At 62.6% G+C, this 257-nt stretch carries 1 pseudogene; it reads right to left on the bottom strand.

Annotated features, from left to right (window positions below):
* A pseudogene (locus tag WU80_RS25075) lies at window positions 1-257 on the bottom strand (galactose-1-epimerase); the annotation flags it as partial.

The raw sequence follows: 257 nt of genomic DNA, 5'->3' as shown, positions 1-257 counted from the left end.
GCGGTTGATCACCCAGTTGTGGTCGTAACCGTGGGCCAGCAACAGCTGCGGGTCATTGGCGGTGATACGCGCGCCGATCGCGGTCGGTGCGGTGAAATCGAACGGTGTGCCCCGCACGGGGATGATCTGGCCGGTCGGAATCTGGGTGGGGTCGGTCGGCGTGTAGTGGTCGGCATCGATGGTGACCTTGTGGTCGTAGACGTCGAGGGCGTCCTCACCCGCCAGGTTGAAGTAGCTGTGATTGGTCAGGTTGATCA

Source organism: Mycobacterium sp. UM_11 (assembly GCF_001414075.1).
Taxonomy (GTDB): Bacteria; Actinomycetota; Actinomycetes; order Mycobacteriales; family Mycobacteriaceae; genus Mycobacterium.
This window is presented reverse-complemented; position numbering and strand designations above follow the sequence as displayed.